The 18,255-nt window shown below is 34.5% G+C and carries 15 protein-coding genes and 2 pseudogenes; 4 read left to right on the top strand and 13 right to left on the bottom strand.

The window, feature by feature from the left end; genetic code table 11:
• Positions 1-166 precede the first annotated feature (166 nt).
• Positions 167-586: a GNAT family N-acetyltransferase gene (locus JFT95_RS07640; protein WP_002126872.1), complete on the top strand. Its 420-nt coding sequence runs from the start codon at positions 167-169 to the stop codon at positions 584-586.
• A 189-nt stretch (positions 587-775) separates the two neighbouring features.
• Here JFT95_RS07640 and JFT95_RS07635 read toward each other — a convergent pair whose 3' ends face one another.
• From JFT95_RS07635 to JFT95_RS07620, 4 genes are all read right to left on the bottom strand, one after another.
• Positions 776-1,378 carry a nitroreductase family protein gene (locus tag JFT95_RS07635; protein WP_002135720.1) on the bottom strand — a complete coding sequence of 201 codons (603 nt, stop codon included), beginning with the start codon at positions 1,376-1,378 and terminating at the stop codon, positions 776-778.
• Between the two features lie 73 nt (positions 1,379-1,451).
• Positions 1,452-2,102 carry a DsbA family oxidoreductase gene (locus JFT95_RS07630; RefSeq protein ID WP_002064866.1) on the bottom strand — a complete coding sequence of 217 codons (651 nt, stop codon included), beginning with the start codon at positions 2,100-2,102 and terminating at the stop codon, positions 1,452-1,454.
• A 103-nt stretch (positions 2,103-2,205) separates the two neighbouring features.
• A complete protein-coding gene (locus JFT95_RS07625) occupies positions 2,206-2,637 on the bottom strand; it encodes an Rrf2 family transcriptional regulator (RefSeq protein WP_002186124.1) in 432 nt (143 codons plus the stop codon).
• A gap of 119 nt (positions 2,638-2,756) precedes the next feature.
• A complete protein-coding gene (locus tag JFT95_RS07620) occupies positions 2,757-3,626 on the bottom strand; it encodes a LysR family transcriptional regulator (protein ID WP_002168625.1) in 870 nt (289 codons plus the stop codon).
• Positions 3,627-3,723: 97 nt separating this feature from the next.
• Here JFT95_RS07620 and JFT95_RS07615 point away from each other — a divergent pair, with 97 nt between their 5' ends.
• The gene (locus tag JFT95_RS07615; RefSeq protein ID WP_002086216.1) at positions 3,724-4,629 is read left to right on the top strand and encodes a DMT family transporter; all 906 of its coding nucleotides are present in this window, start codon (positions 3,724-3,726) and stop codon (positions 4,627-4,629) included.
• A 185-nt stretch (positions 4,630-4,814) separates the two neighbouring features.
• Positions 4,815-5,591, top strand: a complete 777-nt coding sequence (locus JFT95_RS07610; protein ID WP_201051854.1) for an alpha/beta fold hydrolase — start codon at positions 4,815-4,817, stop codon at positions 5,589-5,591.
• Between the two features lie 118 nt (positions 5,592-5,709).
• Here JFT95_RS07610 and JFT95_RS07605 read toward each other — a convergent pair whose 3' ends face one another.
• The 7 genes and pseudogenes from JFT95_RS07605 to JFT95_RS07575 form a co-directional block, all read right to left on the bottom strand.
• Positions 5,710-6,330 (bottom strand): YcnI family copper-binding membrane protein, encoded by a 621-nt coding sequence (locus JFT95_RS07605; protein ID WP_002126863.1) that lies wholly within the window; start codon positions 6,328-6,330, stop codon positions 5,710-5,712.
• Positions 6,331-6,365: 35 nt separating this feature from the next.
• Entirely contained in the window at positions 6,366-8,015 is a 1,650-nt protein-coding gene (locus tag JFT95_RS07600) for a copper resistance CopC/CopD family protein (protein WP_201053603.1), read from the bottom strand.
• A gap of 443 nt (positions 8,016-8,458) precedes the next feature.
• A pseudogene (locus JFT95_RS07595) lies at positions 8,459-8,566 on the bottom strand (glyoxalase); the annotation flags it as partial.
• Between the two features lie 60 nt (positions 8,567-8,626).
• Positions 8,627-9,640, bottom strand: coding sequence for a CgeB family protein (locus JFT95_RS07590; protein ID WP_033730339.1), 1,014 nt, complete (start codon positions 9,638-9,640; stop codon positions 8,627-8,629).
• Between the two features lie 307 nt (positions 9,641-9,947).
• Complete coding sequence (locus JFT95_RS07585; RefSeq protein ID WP_002086225.1) at positions 9,948-10,367, bottom strand: VOC family protein; 420 nt, start codon at positions 10,365-10,367, stop codon at positions 9,948-9,950.
• Between the two features lie 86 nt (positions 10,368-10,453).
• Positions 10,454-11,812 (bottom strand): branched-chain amino acid transport system II carrier protein, encoded by a 1,359-nt coding sequence (gene brnQ, locus JFT95_RS07580; protein WP_078178885.1) that lies wholly within the window; start codon positions 11,810-11,812, stop codon positions 10,454-10,456.
• A 238-nt stretch (positions 11,813-12,050) separates the two neighbouring features.
• Positions 12,051-12,743, bottom strand: coding sequence for an FMN-dependent NADH-azoreductase (locus JFT95_RS07575; protein ID WP_201051853.1), 693 nt, complete (start codon positions 12,741-12,743; stop codon positions 12,051-12,053).
• Between the two features lie 312 nt (positions 12,744-13,055).
• On the opposite strand from JFT95_RS07575, the gene JFT95_RS07570 reads away from it, so the two are divergent.
• On the top strand, positions 13,056-14,021 hold the full coding sequence (locus JFT95_RS07570) for an arsenic resistance protein (protein ID WP_201051852.1): 966 nt from the start codon (positions 13,056-13,058) through the stop codon (positions 14,019-14,021).
• Positions 14,022-14,146: 125 nt separating this feature from the next.
• Here the strand turns inward: JFT95_RS07570 and JFT95_RS07565 are convergent.
• Both JFT95_RS07565 and topB read right to left on the bottom strand, forming a co-directional pair.
• Positions 14,147-15,393 (bottom strand): annotated as a pseudogene (locus tag JFT95_RS07565) (DUF4153 domain-containing protein).
• A 504-nt stretch (positions 15,394-15,897) separates the two neighbouring features.
• The gene (gene topB, locus JFT95_RS07560) at positions 15,898-18,042 is read right to left on the bottom strand and encodes a DNA topoisomerase III (protein ID WP_002012275.1); all 2,145 of its coding nucleotides are present in this window, start codon (positions 18,040-18,042) and stop codon (positions 15,898-15,900) included.
• Between the last annotated feature and the right edge of the window lie 213 nt (positions 18,043-18,255).

Here is an 18,255-nt window from a genome sequence, read left to right as displayed (position 1 = left end):
CAGATGGAGTCTTCTTGCCGAAAAGGATAAATTAACACACATAAGCTGTACTAAATTAAATAGACTATGTTCAATAGCTAACGGAAGTTTAGTTGCGTAAGAGGAATAGATAGAAAAATGTCGAATTTATTATACTTGTTGAATTTGAGGACTTGGAGGATACATTTTGAAAAAATATGAGTTTAAAAATAACATTCCAACATTGGAAGAGTACAAATATTTGTGCGAGTCTGTGGGATGGACTAATTATATGAATTTTGAAGTGGTGGAAACATCACTGAAGAATTCTGTTCACTGCATCACAGTCAAGGATAATGAGCAAATTGTGGGTATGGGGAGAATTGTTGGTGATGGGGCTATCTATTTCTATATTCAAGATATAGTAGTCCATCCAGATTATCAGAAAAATGGAATCGGGAAAGAAATCATGCATATTTTGGTTGAATACTTAAATCAGAATGCCCCTGATAAGGCATTTGTCGGTTTGTTTGCATCACAAGGTAAAGAATCTTTCTATGAAAAATATGATTTTAAAGATTACTCACCAAACATGACGGGGATGTTTACTGTCATTTCAAAAAAATAAACATAATAGATTTTTAATTATACGTCATCAATATTGAAGAAATTGTTCTCACAGTAATGCTTATCTTAAATAAGATCTTCCACGATTGGGTGTGAATATTAAATAAGAAAGGACAGTAGATAGTATATATACTATCTACTGTCCTTTCATTTATCTAACTTTTTTAATTTTGATTTTGAATTGTATTTTTTAATAAAATTTCACTACATCTTCAGTAGGTAAGAATGTTCTTTCCCCTGGTTGTTCATTTGGCTCACCAAATGGCATTTGTCCTACTAAGCTCCACTCTGCTGGAATGTTCCAAGTTGCTTTCACTTCAGCATCTACGATTGGATTGTAATGTTGTAATGACGCTCCAATTCCTTCAGCCGATAATAGCATCCATACAGTATGTTGTAGCATTGCATTTCCTTGATGAGACCAGAATGGGAACTGATCTTTATACAATGGTGCATTTTCTTGCATTTTTTCTACTGTTGCTTGATCTTCAAAGAATAGAACTGTTCCTACACCTGCATGGAAGCCTTTTAGTCTTTCTACTGTTGCTTCAAAATTTTCTGCTGGCACGCGTGATCTAAGCGTTTCTTTTACGATATCCCAAAACTTTTCATGCTCTCCATCCATTAATACAACCATACGGCCACTTTGCATATTGAAAGAAGTTGGTGCGTGTAAAGCTGTTTTTAAAACTTCTTCAATTCTTTCTTTTGTAATTGTAGCGTTTTTTGTTACTTTACGAATTGAACGACGGTTCACGATTGCTTCTTTTAAATTTGTTGTAGTTGCTGACATTTTAATTCCTCCAAATATATGTTTTATTATTTTTATTTAAACAAATCAACTTGAGTCTTTCATGCAAGACGAATTAGCAATATCCATCCGTCTTACATTGCATACCTTCAAATGAATTTGTTTTATCCTTTTCGATTTCTTTATCAATTACTCTTTCTAGCGTTTCTTTACTAGCAAGTCCTTGAATGACTTCATCTCCAATCATGACAGTTGGAACAGCCATAATATTTGCTTCATCATATGCATGCTGAATTGCTTCTTGATGTTTTTCTTTATATTTACGATTTACTAAAGCATCTTTAAATTCAGCTTCAGGAAGCCCTACTTCTACCGCTAATTTCGTTAATACATCAATATCTTCAATGTTTTGCTCTTCTTGGAAAAACGCAGTAAATACTCGGTGATGATACTCATTTCCAAGTCCACGCTCTTTCGCGAATTGGCACCCTTCAAAAGCTAAATGTGTATATGGATGCGGAGAAACGCGTGGCAGACGCATTTCAACCCCTAATTTTTTTGCAGTAGGAAGAATGAAAGAATCCCATGAACCTAACTTATCTGGCTCGTTCCAAGGATCTATTTTAGAATATGGACTTGGACGCAATTCAAATGGCATCCATTCGATTTCTACATCTTTCTCTTTCGCTACTTCATCTAATGGGCCTTTTGCTAAAAAGCAAAACGGGCATATAAAATCTGAGTATACTTTCATTTTTACAGTCATATCTTTTACACCTTACCTTCTTTTTATTTTTAGATGTAACCAAAACAGTTACAATTTTAAGGAAAAAATATGCATTCTCTTTTAGAGACTTGCAATTATCATATTATGCTTTCATTTTTTGTTGTAAAGATTCAAATAACTGCCCCATCGTAATATTTCTCAACACTTCTTCCATCGCAGATTGCGCCTGAACTAAAATAACCTCTAAAACAGCTTGAATATTCGCCCCAATTGGACAGTCTGGATTCGGTTTTTCATGAATGTGAAATAGTTTGTCTTCTTCCACTACATTCACTGCATGATACACATCTAATAATGTGATTTCATGTAAATCCTTTAATAATCCCGCGCCACCTGGTCCGCGATTTACGTAAACAAATCCAGATTGTTTCAAGTAAGACATTATTTTACGAATGACTACCGGATTTGTATTTACACTCTCGGCCATATAGTCTGAAGTGCAAACTGAAGATGGATTGTTTTTCAAAATAGATAAAATATGAACAGCTATAGAAAAGCGGCTACTAATTTTCATCGTGATCACCACCTCGATGTAATCATTATAGTTACAACACAAAAATAAGTCAATCCTTTTTACAAATTTTTTAAAGCAAATAAAAAAGTGCCCCATTACAATATATGAGACACCTCTTCTTATTCTGCAAACAAGTCTTGGAATTCTTCAATAAATAGCTGTACAGCGAGTGAAGAATCCTTTAATGAAGGAACAGCTAAAGCAATTTCTCTCCATACTTGTGGTTCCAATTCTCTCGTTTGTATATTCTTTGGTAAACTCGTTAAAGATAACTCAGCCAAAATTGCGATTCCTAATCCTTCTTGAATCATATTTAAAGCTGTTGTAACTGTGGAAATTATATATTCAGCCCGAAGTGGTACGTTCGCTTGTTTAAACATATCGATAATGGGTGGTTCGTACCCACCCTTACATAATATGATCGGTTCATTCTCTAAATCACCTATTGTAATAGAATCGTTCTTACAAAGAGGATGATCCTCTCTTAAGACAACAACCATTTTCCCCTTCGTTAAGGGCACGATCTCCATATCTTTATTAGGCAAAATAACAATTCCTATATCAACAACCCTCGATACTAACCAATCTTCAACTTCTTTAATCGTGCCTTCACAAAGAACGACTTCTAAGTTCGGATACTTCTCCTTAAAAAGATTTATCATTTTGGGTAAGAAATGTGCAGAAGCACTCGGAAAACTCCCAATTCGAATCGTCCCAACTTCGTGCCCTTTCTCCATCGCTACTTCTTGTTCAATCTTCTCAACGCCGTTTAAGATTTCTCTAATATGTACAAGAATTCTATTTCCAACATCCGTAACGATTAGCCCTTTTCGTTTATCGCGTATAAGAATGGTAACTCCTAACTCTGACTCAATGCTTGAAATCGCATGACTTACAGCTGGCTGTGTCATATTTAACATCCCAGCAGCCTTCGTAAAACTCCCTAATTCAACCGTTTTAATTAAAACTTGAAGTTGTGTAATGGTCATAACTAATCACTTATACTCCTTATAAAAAAGATTCATTTTATTTATCATAGTCGATATCATATCATAGTGAAATGGAATACAACAAGGAGGGATTACAGTGACACAGCTTTCTCGAACTAAGACTGCCATAATCCTTACATTTCTCGTTATTATGTGGGGAATTAATTGGCCGTTATCAAAATTCGCTCTGCATTACACACCACCCGTACTCTTTGCAGGGATTAGAACATTAATAGGAGGATTTATCTTACTTACTTTCGCATTACCGAAATACAAACAATTAAATTTAAAGGAAACTTGGCATTTATACTTTATTTCATCTTTACTCAATATTATTTTGTTTTACGGACTACAAACTGTCGGACTTCAGTATATGCCCGCCGGACTCTTCTCCGCAATCGTATTTCTCCAACCTGTCTTACTCGGCATTTTCTCATGGATTTGGCTTGAAGAATCTATGTACGGCTTGAAAATTTTCGGACTTATTCTTGGATTTATTGGTGTTGGGGTTATTAGCTCTAGTAGTTTAACTGGACATATTTCTATTATCGGTGTACTACTTGCTTTAGGGTGCGCTATCGGCTGGGCACTCGGCACAGTATTTATTAAGAAAACTGGACACCGCGTTAATGCCATTTGGATGGTAACACTTCAGCTTATTATTGGCGGACTTTGCTTAATCGGATTTGGTTCAGAATTTGAGAGCTGGTCTAACATCGCTTGGAGTATACCATTTGTAAGTGTACTACTATTCATCTCGTTCTTTGTTATTGCAATGGGATGGCTCGCTTACTTTACACTTGTAGGAGCTGGTGAGGCAAGTAAAGTTGGGGCTTATACGTTCCTTATCCCACTGATCGCTATTATTGTAAGTTCAATTTTCTTACATGAGGCCATTACAATTAGCTTATTCATCGGACTTTTATTTATTATCGTAAGCATTTGTTTTGTAAATATAAAGCCGAAAGCACTTGCTGTAAGGCAGCAAGTTGAAGTGAAATAAATAGATATGAGAAAGAGTCTACCACTTGTAGGCTCTTTCTTTTTTACCATTTTATGAGTACAGTCACTTAACATCTTAGCAAAAGGAAAATTTTTCTTTTTTATTGTATGATGATAATTAAGTAGAAAATATTATCTCTAATACATATGTATGGACTAACAATTCTAATCATAAGGGGGAATTATATGGTTTTACAGTATAAAGAATTTGGAGATTCAAGCTCTCCACTTATGGTTTTTATTCATGGGGGCGGAGTCAGTGGATGGATGTGGGACAAACAAATTAAACATTTTACTAACTTTCACTGCCTTGTTCCTGATTTACCCGAGCAAGGGAAAAATAGTAGTAAGGATCATTTTTCAATACACTTTAGTGCTGAAAAAATCATCGAATTAGTTGAAGAAAAAGGACAAGGTAAAACTGTTATAGTAATCGGTTTTTCGTTAGGTGCTCAAGTATTAATTGCAATGCTCAGCATGAAACCAAACTTAATTCAATACGCTATGATAAATAGCGCATTAGTTAAACTAATTCCTTTCGCTAAAACATTAATAAGATCCCTTGGCTTAACCTATCCACTTATAAAGAGTAAGACGTTTTCCAAAATACAAGCAAAATCAATGTGCATAGATGAAACACAATTTGATAACTATTATCATGAAAGTTGTCAAATAAGTAAAAATACATTTGTGAGGATATTAGAAGAAAATATGTCGTTTACAATACCAAAAGGTTTCGAGAATGCTAGTAGCAATATATTAGTGACTGTTGGAGAAAACGAAAAAAGAATCATGAAAGACTCGATGACTGCAATCCTTGAAAGCAATCCTAATTGCACAGGTATTATCATTCCTAAAATCGGTCATGGAATCCCTTTAGCAAATCCCAAACTATTTAATACTTTAATTGAAAACGGGCTTAAGCATGATAACCTACCAGAAGAAGTAATGACAGTCAATTGAGTTCCTTATCTTAATAAACCATGTTGTATTTGTAGCTCTAATCCCCCTCGAAGCTGCTTAATCTCAAAATTTTATTAACAAAGGTCTCATTACTTTCAATGAGACCTTTCAATGTTCCCTACTTTTTACGACGTACTACAAAAACACACGTACCTACGGAAGATACAATCGCTAAAACTGATAAGACAATTGCTATTGTTTGCATATTACTTGTACCTTCATTTTTTTCCACACTAGACACTTCACCATGTTCTCCTGTTAATGATGTACCTTTTGCAATCGTAGTAAGTGAGTGGGGCTTTTCAGCTTTCTCATCGCCTGTCCATTCAACAATTTCTCCATCTTTATATTGTTGATATGCATTCCAAGCTATTTGTTGCTCTTTATCTGGATTTTTAGCAACGAAAGTAAATCGTTGGAACTGACCAGGTAAAATCCCTTCTCCTGTTGCTTCCCATATTACAGTTTTAACTTTTCCAGCTGCATCTTTTTGTTCTTCCACTTTCCACCCTGGCACTGGCTCGTACTGTTGAAACTCGACTCCAGACGGTATTTTCAGTGTGACTTTTGTTGTTGCCATATTCTTTTCAACAGGTACCTTTATTGTATAAGTCTCCCAAGAGCTAACGTCAGAAGTTGCTGGTTTCACAGTTACGTGAGCACTAACAGGTAACGAAAAAATACCCATTGCAATTATTGTTGCGATCATTGTTGTTCCTAATTTTTTTATACGTTTCATTTTCTATAAACTCCTTTTCATTTATAACGTCTTTTTTATCTGCCACCTACAATAAATTTATAATCCGTATCGAAACTATCAAGAGATTTTGTTAATCCGTGAACTTGTATATTCCAGTTTCCTGTCATGTTAATATACATACCTTCCGCTTCATATTCTCCCGGTGACACTGCCGAAACTTTAAATGAACCTTTGCCCATATTCATATCTAAAGATTGAGTCGTCAATACAATTTGTTCCATATCAGTAACAGGCTGTCCATTCTCATCCTTCAAAGTAATATGAAATGTATTCTGTCCTACCTTATTAGGACTTACATGTAAAGTAAGTTCATATCCATTATCTAATTGTTTACTCTCTGTAAAAGGTCCCGTAGGAGGCATCGGCGGTGTTTGTACATTTGTCATAAAAGCTACGATTACGAAAACGATAATTCCAATGATAAACTCTACTTTCACCGTAGCTCCTAACCTTTGCTGCGCTCGCATTCTCCCTTTCACATAATGAATAATTCCCAATATCCCCATACACACGAATAAAAGTATCTTTGCTAATAAGGCCAATCCATACTTCGTATCAAATAGGGAATGGATCGTGGGAATAAAAAATGTACTGTTAAAAAGACCCGTTAATAAAATCACTATGACAGCACCTGTTGCCCATGGCGAAAAACGCTTAATCGCATCCCAATACATAGTCCACTTGTCAGCCTCTTTACGTAACAGAAGAACAATCGATGATAGCCCCCCCATCCATAACGAAGCTGCGAATAAATGCAGAAAGTCCATAACGACAGCAATTTCTTTAAACTTTAATCCATATGCATGACTATTGAAGGCTTTCATAACAAGTAACCCAATAAATAATACAATTGGAATGCTCCATACTTTAAACGACGAAAGCCTCTCACTCTTCACTGCAAAATATGTAACAATCATCAGCATACTAATAAGAACCATTTGAGTGATCCATACATAACGAAAAACAGATAGCTGTAATGTTTCTTTTAATAATATAGGATCGAATGCTTCTAACCATGAAACATCAGCATTTATTTTCGCCTGCAATGGTAAATTGAATAGTAAACTAATAAATATCCCAAATAATGCTATCCATATTATTCTCTTACTCCTTGATTGAACTGGGGTTGCATTCCCTTTATACATAATAAGATTAAAGAATAGAACTCCTAAAAATAGTGAGAAACTTGTATATAGAACCCCACGTTCCATGATCATATCGATTTGCGGAACATAGCCCATCTCTTCTACTTTTATATCATCTGTTCCCGCTTCTGCTAATCCAATACGGAATGGAATAACTCCTTGAATCGGATGTCCATCAGCTGAAATAGCTTTCCACTGAATAGAGTAAAGACCATTTTTGAGATTCTCTTTTAACCCAGCCTCTAATATTTTTTTGTTTTTCTTATCAATATGTGCATCTTTTAAATCTACTCTTTTACCTGAGGTGTCTCTTACGAACAATGTATTAAAACTTGAAACTTGTATGTCCTCATCGAATTCAATTTTCACAATAGATGGTGCTTTCTTCAACGTTTCATTTTCAGTAGGATTTGATTTCACAACATACGCATGAGCGGATGCGCTTTTTGGTATCAATATGATCAACACGCACGCGATTAGCAACCATGCCCCTAACCTTTGCATTACTTTCACACTTATTTCACTTCTTTCTTCGTCATTGCTACACTTTCATTACTTTTACTTCTCAAGTTTGAATCCCGGGCAAAATATTAACTTGATTAAGTATAAATTTCTATACAGTTCGACTCTTAAGTTACCCCTCACCTCTGAACTTCTAATATAATAGTAACTACTTTCATATATATAACTTATATTTTTAAAGCTGATTGTTATTATAACATAAAATATATTTATGTTAGCTCCCGCATAAGAAAAGTTATCGTGAATCATTTGTGAAGAAAATGTGAAATACATAAAGTGAAACTTTAATCAGTGGGACTTTTACGAGCATTCGATCTCCCACCTAACTCCCTCGCATTCTCCGACTTTTGAAGCGGGAATCTTATTGCCAACAAATAGCGGGATAAATAAAAAAGGTATTACGTTATTACGCAACACCCTTTCTCCATATTACACTTCCTTTACTTCTCTTCCGGATAATCACAATAATTAATGATCGTGCCCTCTGTATCCGCTAGGTTAAGATAAATTAATCTTCTACCATGCTTATTCATTCGAAGTGTATGCTCTTCCATTCAAATACCTTGTTCTTTAAATACGTTGTGTTTCAACACATTCTTTCCCTATTTTTAAATTTCATTTTCTTTTTTAGGGTTCATTTCAATTATTTTTAACAGCTGTTGTACCCTTTTATCATATGTATGTTCGATTAGCGTTCTCTTCAGCCCTTCCATCGCAATTTTCTTTCTTTGTGCCGGGTTCGATAAATATCTTTCAGCTTTCTCTATAAAATCAACCGCTGAGGTAAATGTCTCAATTTGTACCCCTGGAATATAACACTTTTCTAAATCTGAACGAATATCCGTCATTTGAAAAGAACCTGTACTAGCTATTTCGAATGTACGATTATTAATAGAACAAGCATTTACTTTTACTCTATTTCTATTAAATGTTAAATCCTCTATCGAGCGATGTATATTCATGTTGATTTTACTTTTTTTGTAATATCCTATACTGTTTTCGTAAACCAAAAATGGTAAAAGTAAAATTTTATCTTTCAATAACTCATAACTTTTTAGTCTATCCCAATTACAACCTATAATTAGAGTGTTTTTAGTCACTAAGTACTCTGCAATTGAATCAATAAATGCGAGCCGATTATCAAAAGCAGTCCCTATGAAACTAATATCAAATATGTATTCCTCTTCCCTAAGTATCGGCGTATATACAGGAGGTTCTGCTGCTAAAGGCAAATAATATACATTATCACAACCTAAATCTTTATAAAAATCAATACATCCTGTATCTTGCGTAAACACATAATCATAATCAAGCACTAAGTTTTTCGTCACATCTGTAAAGTAAGGGTCATCTGTAAGCCAGAGTGCAGTTTTAAAGTTGTATTGTTTTAAATCTTGAATTCCCTTAATTATCCCTTCTTCAAAACCATGAAATACAATAATGAGTGCCGGTTTTATCTTTAAAGCCGTTTTCACCAAGTTTTCGTATGTTACCATCGTTACATTACGAATTGCCTTTTTCAAACTATTATATATAGATTCCTCTAGCACCGGAAAATAGACAGGAACACTAGATGTAACAAATAATACGTTAAAATTTTCAGCACTATTTGAAATCTCCACAGATAACCACTCTCCAATACATGAAATTCACAATTTATATTATATGTATTGCATAAAATATATAGTTGGTTATAAAGCACTCTTTTTCTTTCATATATTACTGTGCAAAATGAGGATTGCTTACCCTATAGTCGGCTCCATTTGCTCGCAAATACTAAAAAAATCATGCCCACTCCTACAGGATAGTGGATAGCTTCTCATAATATATATTCAACATTCCGAAATACTTTCGTCGAAATATTGAAAAGTATACAAATAAAAAGGCGTTACATTAGTACGTAACACCTTTCACAAAAATACACTTCCTTTATTTCACTTCCGGATAATCACAATATTCAATAATCGTCCCTTCCGTATCCGCTGGGTTAAGGTAAATTAATCGTCTACCATGCTTATTGATGCGAAGCGTATGTTCTAACGTTCGAATCCCTTGTTCCTTTAATTCTTCTAAAGCTACATCTAAATCGTCTACACGATACGCAACATGATGGACACCTTTCCCTTTTTGCTTTATAAATCGTGCTATTGGAGAAGTTGTATTATTCGTTGGCGCAAGTAATTCGATTCTATCACCATCAACTTCAAGAATAGCTACTTCGCTTTCAACACCAGGTGCTTCACTTACGTATCGATCTATTAAAGTTCCTGATAAAACCTTTTCATAAAAATGTATCGTACTATCTATATCACGAACTGCGATCCCGATATGGTCAATTGTTTTTTTCATTTTATTTCCCCTACTACTTTATTTTTTCTATTCTTATCAATAGTAACAAAAAAAGTTATAGAATCAAATTCTATAACTTTTTTTGTTTAACTTATTTTCTTATTCGCACCAGCTGCTGGTTGCACTCCATTTTTCGTTTTTACAACGCTAATACCATAGCCGATAAATCCACCGATAATCGCTGGGAAGATCCAGCCTAATCCTACTTCCTGCATCGGAAGGAATTTAGTGAACACTTGGCTTACTACTTCAATGTTAACTCCAGCTGCACTTAATCCATCGAATAAGCTGATGATAAATGTTACGATTAAGCTCACTTGGTAAACTTCAGCTCTACCTTTGAATAACGAGTGGAAGAATGTTAAGAAAATCAGCACGATTGCTAGTGGATAAATCGCTGTTAATACTGGAACAGAAACTGCGATTAGTTGTGTTAATCCAACATTTGCAACAATAGCACTAAACACACATAACGTAATTGCAATTGCTTTGTAAGGAACATTTGGGAATAACTTATGGAAGAATGAAGAACATGCTGATACAAGTCCCACACTAGTTGTTAAACAAGCAACTGTTATCATTAATCCTAATAATACCCCGCCATATGATCCGAAATAGTAGTTAGAAACTTTCGCTAATACTTCTCCGCCGTTTTCTAAATGTCCAAGCTTCGCAACGCTTGAAGCTCCCATATAAGAAAGTGCTGTATAAATAATTGCTAAAATAGATGCTGCGATCAGTGTTGCTTTTGCACAAACAACCATAATTTGTGTTTTCGTTTTCGCACCTTTTTCTTTAATTGCATTAATAATGATGATCCCAAATACGAACGATGCAAGCGTGTCCATTGTTAAGTATCCTTCTTGGAATCCTTTGAAAAATGCATGTGATGTATACCCTTCAACTGGTGCTTGCATTTCTCCAATCGGATGAATAAAAGCAACGATTACTAAAATACCGATGAATGTTAATTTAATTGGCGTTAAGATTTTTCCAACAATATCGACAATTTTCGCAGGATTTAGCGAAAAAAAACAAGTGATGCTAAAGAATATAATTGTAAAAAGAATTAACGGTGTAGAACCTAATCCCTCTGGCATAAACGGCTTAAGACCAATTTCATAAGAAACATTTCCCGTTCTTGGTATTGCAAATAACGGACCAATCGCTAAGTATAAAACTGTCGTAAACACAATCCCGAATACCGGGTGAGCTCGACTTGCTAATGACTGTAAATCATCTTTACCTGAAAAACCAAATGCTAATACACCTAGTAATGGTAAACCTACTCCTGTTACTAAAAATCCAGCGTTAGCAATCCATACATTCTCTCCTGCCGATTGACCAAGCATCGCTGGGAATATTAAATTTCCTGCTCCAAAAAATAGTGCAAATAACATTAATCCGATAACTACTATGAACGAAAACGGTACTTTATTCGCCATAATATAACCCCCATTCAAATTTCCTTATTTCATTTTCCAATTTTAACTAATTGAATTTTCTGAATATTTAATTTAAGTATCAACTATTCTTGAACTCATTATAGTTTGATATATAATATTTTGCAATACTATTTTCGAACTTTTCTTTTATTTTATAAATATACATTTTTTTACACGAAAAATAGACTAAAAAACCAACATGGTCATCCATGTTGGTTTTTACATTTACTATCATTAATTAAAATTTCGCCGCTACTTTCTTAACGTTCTCTAAACCTTCTTCAACAATTTGCTGTGAGCGATCTGGATATTGATTGTGTCCTTCAATTACAACTGTCTCTGGATTGGCAATTCCCCAGAACCCAAGTACGTTTGTAACGTAATTAACAGCCATTTCCATAGGAGCCATTTGTTCAGAAGAGTAATCTGAACCACGAGCGCCTAATACAACTACTTTCTTATCACCAACTAAACCTTCTGGACCGTTCGCTGTATATTTAAACGTTTTTCCGGCTTGAGAAAGGTATGAAATATATGTGATTAATGGTGCGGGTACTGTGAAGTTCCATAATGGGAACGCAAATACAACTTTATCAGCTTCTAAAAACTGATTTAAATATTGATCTACTGTTGCTACAGCCTTCTCTTCTTCAGCTGTTAACTCCATTCCTTGACTACGTTTATATCCACCTGAAATTGCGATATTTCCGTAATACGGAAGATCTAATGCAAATAAATCTAACTCCGTAATTTCTGTATTTGGGTTCGCTTCTTTATAAGCACTTACAAATGTTTCATACATTTTCGAACTAATTGCTTGCTCCGCTGGACGATCGTTTGCTTTTACAAATAATACTTTTGACATTGTTTTATTCCCCTCTACTTTTGTATTTTCTTCTTTTTTACCAAACAATGAGCTAAATAATCCCATTTTCTTCACCTAAACTTTCTTATCATATTCATTATTCATCATCATAAAAATTCTTATTCTAATAAAAAGTTCCAATTGATACCTTAACCTGAGCAAATTAAAACTTTTTGTTATTTAATTACCTTATGTAAGTGATTGTAATATATCCACTTACTTTAGTCAAGTAACTTTTTAAAAAGAAGAAAATCTCGAATTAAAAATATTTAATAAAGATATTTCCTCAGTCAAAATGATTAATTCAAAAACACATAAGTAAAATACCTTGTATAATATGACTAAAGAGGGAAATTCATCTATAGAGAGGATTAATTAATGAGTACTTTAGAAAAGATTCAAACCTTTATCATTCTTGCAGCTGTTATATTCGGGGTTATATTAGGACAATTTAATATGGTACATATGTATTCGGAAAAATTTATTGTCCCCTTCTTATTTTTAATGCTTTATGGATTATTCCTTAGCATTCCATTAAAGGATATAAAAAATGGATTCCGCAACTTAAAATTCGCTGGAACAAGCCTAGGTATTAACTTTATATGGACACCTCTTCTCGCTTGGGGATTAGGCGCATTATTTCTTTCAGATCACCCAGCACTTTGGGTTGGCTTTATTATGTTAATGGTTACTCCGTGTACAGACTGGTATTTAATTTTCACAGAGATCGCAAAAGGTAACGTCGCATTATCTACATCAATTCTACCGGTAAATTTAATTTTACAAGTATTATTGCTGCCAATTTATTTGTTTTTATTTGCTGGTGTAATGAAAACTGTAGCGGTTTCTGTTTTAGTAGAAAGTATTGTTATCGTAATCGTCTTACCATTTTTACTTGCGCACGCTACAAAATTCATTATGCATAAAATGAAAAAAGTTGAAACACTTGAGAATAAACTCATTCCATTTTTCAGCTCTTCCCAAATTGTATTTTTAAGTTTAGCAATAGTAGCGATGTTTGCCTCACAAGGTAAGTACTTATTACAAAATATGAATGTTGTTTTATTGTTACTTATACCAGTATTACTGTTCTTCATAATTAACTTTATACTAGGACAGTTTGTAGGACGTATGATGCATTTATCCTATGAAGACACTGTAAGCCTAAGCTTAACAACATTAGCGAGAAACTCGCCTGTTGCACTCGCAATTGCTGTGACTGCTTTTCCAGACGAGCCTCTTATCGCGCTTGCATTAGTGATTGGACCGTTAATAGAACTACCAGTACTAGCGTGTGTGTCACAAGTGTTATTACTTATTAAGAAAAAACAGCAATACACATAAAAAAAACGTCCTACTTTGGGACGTTTTTTTATTGTCGAGAAAGTATAGAAGTAACGATACTTATCGGCTCTAAGGATTTTATACGTTATAGAAAATTAGCTTGTCGTTACGTTAACAAAGTCTTTCTAATTAAAAATTATAGGGAAAGTAAATATAACGAAAGCTGCCCAAAGTCCGTAAATTGGCAAATACTTCGTAACGGCATCTTGGATAGCTGTCGGTCCTGATTTGTTTTGTAGAAAACGCATATAGGAAAACATAATCCAAATTAGATTTGCCCAGATCAGTATGTTTACTCCTAAGACAGCAAGTCTATTAGGTGTAATCCCGTAAGAAGAAAGTCTGAATACGATGGCTGACAAAGCTACAGTGTCAATAATAAGCGCAAGAACAATTAAGGCAAAATTGATATAATCTGAAATGTTCTTTTTCTCGTCTGATTCACTCTCAACAATGGAAAATATGGTAACAGCCAATACACCAAGGAGTATTCCGTTGAAGGCCATTAGGAAATTGCGGTCCAAGAACGGATTTTTCCCGACCCATATAACCGTTATAAGATAAATCAACAATGTGATCAAGACGAGAGGACTAAAAATGTTAGATATGTATGGTGTAATATTCTTAGCAAGTTTAAGATTCATTGATGCCAAGTATGCAGCCACAATAGCGAGAGCGGCAGCACCAAATAAAATAACATTACTAAAATAGAAGTCTTCTATATTCAAGTCAACAAACCTAAATAACTGCATGGTTAATGCTGCTAGTACCATTCCGCTCACTGCCATGCTGGCGTAGAGAATACAATATTCCAAATTAAATTTAATATAAGCTAATCTCGTACTTCCTTTTGAATATTCATTTCCTGTAAACGCAAGCCCTACTAAGACCCATAAGAATATAGGAAGATGTAAATACGCAAGGATACTGCTGTCTTTATAATTTAATGGCAACATATTAAGATACCCCCGGCAATTAGGAACAATGCTGCAAGGAAATAAATAATACTTTTTTTCGGAGTATTATTGTAAATAAAATAAGCAGCAATAAAGGGAATTACACCAAAAGCCAAGTTAATTGGAGCAATTGCTTCCTGTTCGACAAAATGGAAGATTACCCTGGTGCTTAGCCCTGCCAGAATAGCTAAAATGCCCATGAATAAGAAACCTTTTTGAAACAATGAAGGTTTTTCTGTATTTGCCGTCTCCTTGAAATACAATCTTTCATACCAAGCACCAAGAACCTGAGAATCAGGGTTTTCATCCCATGCTTGTGAGAATGACTTTTTAAAAGCTTTCGGGTCTTTTCTATACATTCTCTCCAACTCATGAGGGTTATCCATATTTTCAATTATCACATTGTTAACCTCCATATTTATACCTCCTCTAATTTTAAAAATAACGTTGTTACCTTTTCCATAAAAAGCATCACACTTATTTATTCTGATTTTGATTTTAATATAAATTTTATCGTTTCACAATAAATTTTTATTATTTTAGATAGTATTTTTGTTGTATATTTTTATTCCAAGCAAAAACAAAAAGCATTCCTCATTCAAAGAAATGCTCTATAACTTTTTATAAACATCGGTGTAAGCTACTTTCAGCTGTTCTCTTCATTGCTTGTTTTTATTTTCTAATTCCTTATTTTTCCTTTATATAAAAGAAATGATCAAAATGATATAAACGCCCAATTTAATAACACCTTTTCAAACAATTATTTCAAATAAATTTTAGTGCTAGTATACAAAACTCTGTAATTATAAAATAAAAAAGCATGACATAAAATTGTCATGCTTTTTCTTTTCTATCTATATTTTCAAACCTAATACAGCACATTTTACTCGGGAAAGAGCTTTTTCATTTGTTAAAACCACTTAATTCTCAAACACAAAATTAATCTTATTATCTTTCCACTCTAACTTCGCATCAAACGTTTTCTCGCCTTTTTTAAAGCCTTTAATTAAATCGGTCTTCTCACCTTTTAATAGTTTCGTCATGTTTTTTTGCGAAATAGCTTTGCTTAAAATCTTCTTCGAGATGGTAAAGTCACATTGTGTTGTATTGTAGTTAGAACAACCGTAAAACGTCGACTTATCAATAACATCGCCATCGCATTTTTTACAGTTCCCGACCTTTTTACCTGTTGTAAATTTCGATCCTTTTCGTTCAATCGATTCAACATGTAATCCGGTGAAATCCCATTTCTCCGACATTTCTACCGCATCTTCAATAATTTTAGCTGATAGCTTTTTCGTTTGCTCCATAAATGTCGCTGGTGAAGCTGTACCTTCTCCAATTTCCGCAAGGCGTTGCTCCCATTTTGCTGTCATTTCTGGTGAAGCTAGTATTTTATCACCGATTGCTGTAATTAATACTTTCCCTTTATCGGTTGCGTACACTTGATTTTTCTGTACATCTATATATTTACGGTCTTTCAGCATCGTAATGATACCGGCACGAGTCGCTTCCGTACCTAAACCTTCTGTTTTCTTCAATACTTTCTCAAGCTCTTCATTCTCTAAATACTTACCGGCCGTTTTCATTAACGTAATAAGTTGTCCTTCTGTATAACGTTTCGGTGGCTGTGTTTTCCCCTCTTTCACTTTCACCTTTACAACTTTCCCTTGTTCACCTTCAGCTACAATTGGAAGAATCGTTTCGTCATCTTTATCGTCTTGGAAAATGACTTTACGCCATCCTTCTTGAATTTGTTGTTTTCCTTTCGAAATGAACGCAGCACGTTCGTCTACAAGAGTTGTAATCGTTGTGTAGTCAAAGATTGCTACTTCATAATGCGCCGCAATCAGCCTTCTTACGATCATATCGTAAATTTTCTTTTCATCACCTGATAGTTTGCTTGGATTTGTAACTTGCTCTGTCGGTATAATTGCGTAGTGATCTGTAACTTTCTTTTCATTCACATAACGCTTATTATTCATAATCGATTCAATTGGTGCTGGCAATAAACCTTTATATTCATCAAACTGACTTAACTTCTGTAAAATATCAGGGAACGTCGCTGCCTCTCCTTGTGTAACATAGTTAGAATCCGAACGAGGGTAAGAGACAATCCCTTTTTGATATAGTGCTTGTGTTATATCAAGTGTCTTTTTTGGTGAAAATTTAAAGGCTTTATTCGCTGTCGCTTGCAGTGCTGATAAATTAAATAAAAACGGCGGCTGAAACTCTTTACGCTCCGTTTTCATTTCTTTTACTACAGCCGGTTTGTTTTGACAAAACGCTGCAATTTTATTTGCCAAATCAGGGTCATTTAAGCGGGACTCATTATCTTTCTCCCATTTCCCCTCATATTTCTTTCCTTCTATATTAAAGGTTGCGAACACTTCCCAAAACGGCTCTGACTTAAAGTTCTCTATTTCTTTTTCACGCTTTACAATGAGTGCTAATGTTGGTGTTTGTACACGACCAGCGGAAAACACATCATTCATTCCTTTTTTCTTTAGCAAAATACTAAAGACACGCGATGCATTCATACCAACGACCCAGTCAGCGCAAGATCTTGTATATGCTTCGTAATACGTATTAATCGTATCTGCTTCATCTAGTAAGTTTTTAAATCCTTGATAAATAGCTTGCTTCGTTAAAGATGAAATCCAAAGACGCTTCATTGGCTTTTGCACGTTGCAAAGATTAATAATATTTCTTACAATCAGTTCCCCTTCACGCCCAGCATCGCCCGCGTGAATAATTTCTGTTACCTGTGGATTATGTAACAGCTGTTTCACAACGTTAAATTGCTTATACTTTGACTTTGTTACCTCAAATTGAAAACGCTCTGGAATCATCGGCAATGTATTAAGTGACCATTTCTTCCACTCAGCGTGATAATGTTCTGGATTACATAACTGCGTCAAATGACCAATTGCCCATGTACAGTACGCTCCATTTGGAAATAACTCATTTGCTTCTACTTCTAAATACCCATCTTTCCGGCGATATTTAAACTGTGAAACAAGAGCCAAACCTTGATCTGGTTTCTCGGCAATAATTAATTTCATCTTCTAACTCCCTATCTGTATTCCAGTGTTACTTTCATTGTCTATCTGTTTAGAAGCGATGATAAAACAACCATCTTATTTATCATTCGCGGTTTGCCTCACAAATGGGAGACCTATAATATTATACGCTTATTCTTTATGGCTTCACAATAGAAACTCATTATATAACACTTTCTTTCTCATGCTTATAGACAAAAAAGACGCTCAAAAATC

Origin of the sequence: Bacillus sp. TH17 (assembly GCF_016651125.1) — a bacterium.
Classification (GTDB): domain Bacteria; phylum Bacillota; class Bacilli; order Bacillales; family Bacillaceae_G; genus Bacillus_A; species Bacillus_A mycoides.
The sequence above is the reverse complement of the archived record's forward strand: the minus strand, read 5'-3'. Positions and strand labels throughout refer to the sequence as shown.

Bases quoted from the DNA above. Each gene is read 5' to 3' on its own strand.
- JFT95_RS07585 (WP_002086225.1), bottom strand. From the start codon at position 10,367: ATGAAAAAAACAATTGACCATATCGGGATCGCAGTTCGTGATATAGAT.
- JFT95_RS07575 (WP_201051853.1), bottom strand. From the start codon at position 12,743: ATGGGATTATTTAGCTCATTGTTTGGTAAAAAAGAAGAAAATACAAAA.
- topB (WP_002012275.1), bottom strand. From the start codon at position 18,042: ATGAAATTAATTATTGCCGAGAAACCAGATCAAGGTTTGGCTCTTGTT.
- JFT95_RS07605 (WP_002126863.1), bottom strand. From the start codon at position 6,330: ATGAAACGTATAAAAAAATTAGGAACAACAATGATCGCAACAATAATT.
- JFT95_RS07630 (WP_002064866.1), bottom strand. From the start codon at position 2,102: ATGACTGTAAAAATGAAAGTATACTCAGATTTTATATGCCCGTTTTGC.
- brnQ (WP_078178885.1), bottom strand. From the start codon at position 11,812: ATGGCGAATAAAGTACCGTTTTCGTTCATAGTAGTTATCGGATTAATG.
- JFT95_RS07625 (WP_002186124.1), bottom strand. From the start codon at position 2,637: ATGAAAATTAGTAGCCGCTTTTCTATAGCTGTTCATATTTTATCTATT.
- JFT95_RS07570 (WP_201051852.1), top strand. From the start codon at position 13,056: ATGAGTACTTTAGAAAAGATTCAAACCTTTATCATTCTTGCAGCTGTT.
- JFT95_RS07610 (WP_201051854.1), top strand. From the start codon at position 4,815: ATGGTTTTACAGTATAAAGAATTTGGAGATTCAAGCTCTCCACTTATG.
- JFT95_RS07635 (WP_002135720.1), bottom strand. From the start codon at position 1,378: ATGTCAGCAACTACAACAAATTTAAAAGAAGCAATCGTGAACCGTCGT.
- JFT95_RS07620 (WP_002168625.1), bottom strand. From the start codon at position 3,626: ATGACCATTACACAACTTCAAGTTTTAATTAAAACGGTTGAATTAGGG.